7 protein-coding genes and 1 pseudogene are annotated in these 7534 nt (G+C 71.9%); 5 read left to right on the forward strand and 3 right to left on the reverse strand.

The window, feature by feature from the left end; all coding sequences use genetic code 11:
• A partial coding sequence (locus AKI01S_RS47305) for an FtsX-like permease family protein (protein ID WP_157420700.1) occupies positions 1 to 709 on the forward strand: 709 nt, incomplete at its 5' end.
• A gap of 524 nt (positions 710 to 1233) precedes the next feature.
• Here AKI01S_RS47305 and AKI01S_RS47310 read toward each other — a convergent pair.
• Both AKI01S_RS47310 and prfB read right to left on the reverse strand, forming a co-directional pair.
• Positions 1234 to 2226 (reverse strand): DUF8094 domain-containing protein, encoded by a 993-nt coding sequence (locus AKI01S_RS47310; RefSeq protein WP_067833333.1) that lies wholly within the window; start codon positions 2224 to 2226, stop codon positions 1234 to 1236.
• Between the two features lie 111 nt (positions 2227 to 2337).
• Positions 2338 to 3453: a peptide chain release factor 2 gene (gene prfB, locus AKI01S_RS47315; protein WP_084000951.1), complete on the reverse strand. Its 1116-nt coding sequence runs from the start codon at positions 3451 to 3453 to the stop codon at positions 2338 to 2340.
• 157 nt (positions 3454 to 3610) lie between these two features.
• On the opposite strand from prfB, the gene AKI01S_RS47320 reads away from it, so the two are divergent.
• Complete coding sequence (locus AKI01S_RS47320) at positions 3611 to 4666, forward strand: DUF8094 domain-containing protein (RefSeq protein WP_067833340.1); 1056 nt, start codon at positions 3611 to 3613, stop codon at positions 4664 to 4666.
• A gap of 30 nt (positions 4667 to 4696) precedes the next feature.
• Here the strand turns inward: AKI01S_RS47320 and AKI01S_RS47325 are convergent, their stop codons facing one another.
• Entirely contained in the window at positions 4697 to 4879 is a 183-nt protein-coding gene (locus AKI01S_RS47325) for a hypothetical protein (protein WP_067833346.1), read from the reverse strand.
• Between the two features lie 421 nt (positions 4880 to 5300).
• Here AKI01S_RS47325 and ftsE point away from each other — a divergent pair, with 421 nt between their 5' ends.
• From ftsE to AKI01S_RS47340, 3 genes and pseudogenes are all read left to right on the forward strand, one after another.
• The gene (gene ftsE / locus AKI01S_RS47330; RefSeq protein WP_067833349.1) at positions 5301 to 5990 is read left to right on the forward strand and encodes a cell division ATP-binding protein FtsE; all 690 of its coding nucleotides are present in this window, start codon (positions 5301 to 5303) and stop codon (positions 5988 to 5990) included.
• 165 nt (positions 5991 to 6155) lie between these two features.
• On the forward strand, positions 6156 to 7061 hold the full coding sequence (gene ftsX / locus AKI01S_RS47335; RefSeq protein ID WP_174567483.1) for a permease-like cell division protein FtsX: 906 nt from the start codon (positions 6156 to 6158) through the stop codon (positions 7059 to 7061).
• Positions 7062 to 7148: 87 nt separating this feature from the next.
• Positions 7149 to 7534 (forward strand): annotated as a pseudogene (locus AKI01S_RS47340) (S41 family peptidase); the annotation flags it as partial.

The following is a 7534-nucleotide window of genomic DNA, read 5'->3' on the forward strand; positions in this document are numbered from 1 at the left end:
GACCGCGTTCCCCGCCCTGCGCGGGGCCCGGACGCCCACCGCCCGCGCCCTCGGCGACCCGGTCCGCGCGCCCCGGCGCTCGTTCCTGGCCGCCTGGGCGATGAGGGCCTCGGCCCGCCTCCCCGTCCCGCTGCTGCTGGGCGTGCGCACCGCCGCCCGCCGCCCCCGCCGCACGGTCCTGGCCGCGGCGAGCACGGCGGTCACGGTCGCGATGGTCGTGGCGGCCCTGGCCCTCAACCGCGACGTGGCCCGCAAGGACGCCGGCGCGGTCGGCCCCGACTTCGTCCCCGGCGCGGGCAACCCCGTCACCGAACGCGTCAGCCAGGTCGTCCTCGCGCTGTGCGTGGGGCTCCTGCTCCTGGCGGCGGTGAACGCGATCCTCACCGCGTGGGCGACGGCCCTGGACTCGACCCGCACCGCCGCCCTCACCCGCGCCCTGGGCGCCACGCCCCGCCAGGTGACCTCGGGCCTGGCGGCGGCCCAGCTCCTCCCCGCCACCGTCGCGGCCCTCGCGGGCGTCCCCCTGGGCCTGCTGGTCCACACGGCGGCCCTGGCCCTGGGCGGCGACCGGGAGGGAGCGGACGTCCCCGTCCCCTGGCTGCTGGCCGTGGTCCCCGCGACCCTCCTGGTGGTGGCGGCCCTGACCGCGACCCCCATCCGCCGAGGAGCCGACCGCCCGATCTCCGAAGTACTGGCCCACACCCCCTGAGCGACGACCGCGGCCACACGATCGCGAAGGCGGCGTCCGGTGGTTCGACGACGACAAGGGCCACGGCGCCATCGCCCCCGACGACGGCTGTGCCGGGGCGGGCCTGGGGGCGTTCGCCTAACGGGCCGGCCCCGACCGAGCACGCGAGGGGTATCGACGGACGGTGACCGTGCGGTGGTGAGGTTGGGCGGGTTCTCCTTGCGGGCTGGCCCCGACCGAGCACGCGAGGAGTGCCGACGGACGGCGGCCGCGCGGTGGTGAGGTCAGGCAGGTTCTCCTGGTGGGATGGCCCCGGCCACGCACGCGAGCGCGTCCGGAGGCTGAGGCAGGGGGCTGATGCCGGAGGCGAGGCCCCCTGCGGAAGATCGCGAAGCGATGCAGCGCTCGCCTGCTTTTCGGTCGGTTCCCGAGCCCCTGGGCGAGGGGTTCGGGCCGAAAGGCCATTAAATACAGCCCACCAGGGGCGGTGCGGTCCCGCTGCAGCGGTCAGGAAGTAGCGGGACCGCACCGCCGCCCGGCGGGGGTCAGGAGGGGCTGGCGGAGACGGCCTTGCGGTACATGCCGGTCACGTGCGCCTTGCCCTTCGGAGGGATCGCGGCCAGGTACTGGATCAGGACGGTGGTGGTCATGCGGTTCTTCACGGATCTGGCCGGGATGAGACCGGTGAGGTCGCCCGACACCGTCAGTCTGCCCTTCTTCGCGCTGGAGTAGGCCTCGTTCTGGCGGAGGGCGTACCAGACCACCGCGCCGCCGTCCCTGGTGCGCAGCGCGTGGACCGGGATGGCGGCGGGGGCGAACGTCGAGGTGAACGTGATGCCGCGCTTGCCGAGCGCGGCGACGCCCTGCCGGAGGGCGGTGTGGGCCTGGTCGGTCCGGGGGCCGGGGGCCAGCGCGGTGGCGCCGGGGGCCTGCGGGCCGCCGGTCAGCAGCGCGGCGTGCGCGGCGGCGATCCGGCCGGGGGCGACGGCGAGGCCGGGCGCGTCCGGCGGGACGGCCACGGCGTAGGCGTCGTCGTCGAGTTCGACGTTCCGCAGGACGGCGTCGCCGGGGTAGGGGTCGGCCGCCAGCAGCCAGGGGCCGCCCGCGCTGGCCTGCGTGAACAGCAGCGCGTGCCGGAGCGCCTGCCGTCCCGAGCCCGTCACCGCGTCCACGGCGAACCAGCGCGGGTGGCCCGCGACCCGGGGGATGTAGAACGCCGTGGAGGTGAACTTCAGCGGGCCGGGCCGCTGCCCGACCGCGCGGCGCAGCCGCACCGCCGCGGTGTCCATGGTGAGCTGCGGGTCGGTCTCCACGGCGGACAGGGCGGTGGCGTCCAGCCGTTGCCCCGCCTGCCCGGCGGCGGCCTCGTAACGCCCCAGCACCGCGCGGGCCTCGTCCCGGGTCAGGGCGGGGGGCTCGGCGGATCCGGAGCCGCCGCAGGCCCCCGACACCGTGACCAGGCCCACGGCCAGCCCCGCGGCGAGCGGCGCGCGGGTGGGGAACGGCCGTCGCGCGGCCGGGACGGGACGTGCGGACATGTGAGCCCCCGGGTGGAGAGGCGGTGCGGCGGTTTCCCCCTCATCATCGCAGGGTGACCGAATGGTCACCCTGCGAATCCGGAATGACCGCTATGCCTTCTCCGGGTGGGCTCAGGCGTCCTGGTGCTCCTGCTGCCGCATCCAGCGGATCTCGGCCTCGATGAACTCGTCGATGTCGCCGTCCAGCACCGAGCTGGGGTTGCCGACCTCGACGCCGGTCCGCTGGTCCTTGACCATCTGGTACGGCTGGAGGACGTAGTTGCGGATCTGGGTGCCCCAGCTGGTGGTGGACTCGCCGCGCAGCGAGGAGATCTTCTCGGCCTCCTCCTGCCGCTTGCGCTCCAGCAGCTTGGCCTGGAGCACGCCCATCGCGGTGGCCTTGTTCTGGAGCTGGCTGCGCTCGTTCTGGCAGGAGACCACGATGCCGGTCGGGATGTGGGTGATCCGCACCGCCGAGTCGGTGGTGTTGACGCCCTGGCCGCCCGGACCGGACGACCGGTACACGTCGATGCGCAGCTCCGACTCGTCGATGTCGACGTGGTCGCTCTGCTCCACCACCGGCACCACGTCCACGCCCGCGAACGAGGTCTGCCGGCGGTTCTGGTTGTCGAACGGCGAGATGCGCACCAGCCGGTGCGTGCCGTGCTCGCCGCGCAGCGTGCCGTAGGCGTAGGGGGCCTTCACCGTGAAGGTGGTCGACTTGATCCCGGCCTCTTCGGCGTAGGAGGTCTCGTAGACCTCCGTCGGGTAGCCGTGCCGCTCGGCCCAGCGCAGGTACATCCGCTGGAGCTGCTGCGCCCAGTCGGCCGCGTCGATGCCGCCCGCCTGCGCGTTGATGGTGACCAGCGCCTCGCGCGAGTCGTACTCGCCCGACATCAGCGTGCGGACCTCGAGCTGCTGGACCGCCTTGCGCAGCGTCTCCAGCTCCTCGTCGGCCTCGACGCGGGTCTCCTCGTCGTCCATCTCGGCGGCCATCTCGTACAGCGTGGACACGTCGTCCAGCTGCTTGCGCAGCCCCTCGACGCGCCCCAGCTCGGCCTCCAGGTACGACAGGCGGCGCGTCACCGTCTGGGCGCGCTCCTGGTCGCTCCACAGATCCGGGTCGGCCGACTGCTCGCGAAGCTCGGCGATCTCGCTCCGCATCGTGTCCAGGTCCAGCACCTGCTCGATGCCGGACAGGGTCGAGCCGAGCTCCTTGAGCTGTTCTTCTGCCTCGATACCTGCCACGTATCAGAGCTTATCGCCGAAGGGGCAGTGCCCGAGCGACCGTCAACACCCTGGGGATGGCACAATCACGGGGCGACATGGCCGAACATCGAACGGCCGCGCATCGACGGGGCCGACATCGCCAGGGCCATGCCGGAGGGAACGGGACGGGGACGACGTGCACAGGAGAACGCTGGCGGCCGCCGTGCTGGTGGCGCTCGTCCCGCTGGGGACGGTCACGGCGGCGTGCGCCGACCGCAAGCCCGAGGCCAGGCCCTCCCCGCTGCCGACCTTCACACCCGCGCCCGAGCCGCTGACCCCGAAGGTCGCCGAGCGCGAGTTCCGCGCCCACGCCGCCAACGACGACGTCGCCCGCGCCGCCGGGGACGAGCGTCTCGCCCTGGCCTGGGCCACCGACGGGCAGGCGCAGCTGACGGCGGCCGAGTACCGCCGGGCGGCGTTCGACGGCGATCCCGTCAAGCGTTACGAGTACGACAGGCCGAAGCTGTACGTGCCGCGGATCGGCGTGGAGAAGTACCCGCAGTGGTTCGTGGCGGAGACCACCCGCAGGGAGCGCGGCAAGGACGACGGCAGGATCGTCTACATGGCGTTCACCAAGCGTTCGGTGAGCGACCGGTGGAAGCTCAGCCTGGTCACCGAGCCGAAGCCCAGGACGAGGCTGCCCAAGGTGCCGGTGGACGCCGAGGGCTACGCCGGCGCGATGTTCACCACCGACACCTCGGTGCTGATCCGTCCCCGCGAGGTGCCCGGGATCCAGGCGACGCTGGCCACCGAGGGCGCCGGGAGCATCGCCGCCCTCGTGATGGAGACCGGCTGGTCGACCACCGAATACCACCAGCAGGCGCGGAAGGCCGAGCGGAAGGCCCGGTCGAAGGAGCTGAGGCTCCAGACGGTGATGGTGGCGACGCCGTTCCCGATCTTCTCGCTGCGGGCCGAGCACGGCGACTCCCTGGTGCTGTACTCCCTGTCCCGCAACAGCTCCTACACGGTCCGGAACCCCCGGGACCGGACGGCCAAGCCGCCCATCCCGTCCGAGGTGGAGCACCTGCTGGACGGCACGGTCAAGGGCAACGAGCTCCACACGTTCGAGACGTTGCAGTTCGCGGCCCTGGACCCGCTGAAGGTCAGGAAGGGTGAGGAGCAGCGCAAGGCCCGCGTCCTGGCCCGCTCCGGCACCTTCGCCCGCGCCACGACGCCGCCGCTCAAGAACTGAGAGGACGGCGGCCGGGACGGCGGATCCGGTCTAGAGGGCGAGCTGGCGCAGCACCAGCAGCGCGAACAGCAGTGCGACCAGGCCCGCCAGCACCAGCGCGGGCGGGATCGAGCCGTGGCCGTGGAGTTCGGCGTGGGCGGCGCGGCAGGTGGGGCAGCGGCCCTCGGAGACCGGATGGGAGCACCGGGCGCAGATCAGGTGGTCGCAGCTCATTCCTCAGGTGCTCCGATCTCCGGTGACGGTGTGGACGGTCTGGGTGACGGTGTGCCTACCTATGGTGACGGGCGGCCTATTGGGCATCTTTCGCCATCATCCAGCGTAGCCGGACTGTATGGTCGTTCCCGCAAGGCCGGGCGCACGACGGTACGAACCGGCCGGACGCCGGGAGGCGGAGGATGGCAGGCGACAGCGTGGACGGATCCGGGCGAACGCGCCGCCGTCATGGGCGGTGCGCGGCCCCGGGCCCCGGTCACGCCTGGCCGAGGCATTCGACCACCCCCTCTATAGTGCTCCAAAGGCCTGTTGGTCCCAAGGGCCGAGGAGCCTCGGCGGCGGCTCGGGACCGCGGACCCGTCCGTGGACACCCGCGACGTCGCGCCACGAAACCCCTAGACTGAACCGCCGTGATGCAGCCGTGATCCATTTCGACAACGTCACCAAGGTCTACAAGAACCAGAACCGTCCGGCCCTCCAGCACGTGAACGTCGCCATCGAGAAGGGCGAGTTCCTGTTCCTGGTGGGTCCCTCCGGGTCCGGTAAGTCGACCTTCCTGCGACTGATCCTCAAGGAGGAGCGTCCGAGCCAGGGTCACGTGCACGTGGCGGGCAAGGACCTCTCCCGGCTGAGCAACTGGAAGGTGCCGCACCTGCGCCGCCGCATCGGCTGCGTGTTCCAGGACTTCCGGCTGCTTCCCAACAAGAACGTCTTCGAGAACGTCGCCTTCGCCCTGGAGGTGATCGGCAAGCCCCGCCGGTTCATCCAGAAGGTGGTGCCCGAGGTCGTGGACCTGGTGGGCCTGGAGGGCAAGGCGCACCGGATGCCGCACGAGCTGTCCGGTGGCGAGCAGCAGCGCGTGGCGATCGCGCGCGCGTTCGTCAACCGTCCGATGATCCTGCTGGCCGACGAGCCCACCGGGAACATCGACCCGGCCACCTCGATCGGCATCATGAAGGTCCTGGACCGGATCAACCGGACCGGGACCACCGTCGTCATGGCCACGCACGACGCCGCGATCGTCGACGCGTTCCGCAAGCGCGTCGTCGAGCTGGAGGACGGGCGGGTCGTCCGCGACCAGTCCCGCGGCGTGTACGGCCAGGCGTACTAGACGCTCGCGTCCCGGCCGCCGCCGAACCGTCGGCGCTGACCGGGACGTACGGCATATACCGTGTAATCCATTTGGATTCGGTACAGCGGTTGCGATCCGGACGGATGGCAGGACCTGCACCGGAACCGGCTCCCCGCGGGCACAGGCGATCAAGGACAGCGAGGCATGCGCGCACAGTTCGTACTCCAGGAGATCTGGATCGGTCTCCGCCGGAACCTCACGATGACGATCTCCCTCGTCATCACCGTCGCCATCGCCATGGCACTCTTCGGCACCGGTCTGCTGATCAAGGCGCAGGTCGACAAGTCGCAGAGCTACTGGAACGACCGCATCGAGGTCTCGATCTTCCTGTGCGCCAAGACCAGCTCCAACGCGGCATGCGGCAAGAGCGACGTCACCGAGCAGCAGCGCGATGAGCTGAAGGCCCAGCTGGAGAAGAACCCGCAGGTCGCCAAGGTCGAGTACGAGAACCGCGACGCGGCCTACAAGCGCTTCCAGCAGCGGTTCTCCAACAGCCCGAGCTTCGTCAACTCCACCAAGCCCGGTGACATCCCCGACTCGTTCCGGGTCCAGCTGAAGGACCCGCAGCGGTTCGAGGAGGTCGCCAAGAGCGTGCGCGGCCGGCCCGGCGTCGACCAGGTGATCAACGAGCAGGACATCCTGAAGAAGTTCTTCCGGATCCTGGACGGCCTGCAGTGGGCCGCGCTGGTGGTCGCCCTGATCCAGGTGGTCGCCGCGGTGCTGCTGGTCGGCAACACGGTGCGGCTGTCGGCGTTCAACCGCCGCCGGGAGACCGGCATCATGCGGCTGGTCGGCGCGTCCAACCTCTACATCCAGATGCCGTTCATCCTGGAGGGCGCGATCGCCGGCCTGATCGGCGGCGTGTTCGCGGCGTTCCTGCTGGTCGGCTCGAAGATCTTCCTGATCGACCGGCTCCAGGAGTCACTGCAGTTCGCGCTGGAGCTGGGCTGGGGCTCGGTGATCGGGATCATCATCTTCTCGATGTGCGTCGGCGTGCTGCTGTGCGCCGGGGCCTCGTTCCTGACGCTGCGGCGGTACCTCAAGGTCTGACCGCGAACGTCTGGATCGCCGCGGTTCGGACGGACCGTCCTCGCACTTCCCCGGCCGTCCCGCGCGCCGCGACCTAAACTGGCCCGTATGTTCCGGGCCACCGGTCGTGTGCTGCGCGGGGCGGCCGTCGCCGTCGTCGTGCTGCTCGCCTACGGCTACGGGATGCTCGGCGGGGGCCGCGGCGACCACGGCGGCGCCGGGCCCGGGGCCGTGGCCGCCGGGGACGCCCCCGAGGACCCCGCCCAACGGATCGCCGCCGCCGCGCGCGGCGGGATGGACCGCCGGGCCGTGGAGGCGATGCTGCGCCGGCTGGGCGACCGCTGGGCGCGCTACTACTCGGCCGAGGACTACGCCGACCACCAGCGGCGCCTGAACGGCCGGCACGGCGGCGTCGGCCTGTGGCTGGCCCCCGGCGGCCACGACGGGCGCGACGGCGGCGCACGGGTCCGGGTCGCCGGGGTGCGGCCGGGCTC

Source organism: Actinomadura kijaniata NBRC 14229 (genome assembly GCF_001552175.1).
GTDB classification, from domain to species: domain Bacteria; phylum Actinomycetota; class Actinomycetes; order Streptosporangiales; family Streptosporangiaceae; genus Spirillospora; species Spirillospora kijaniata.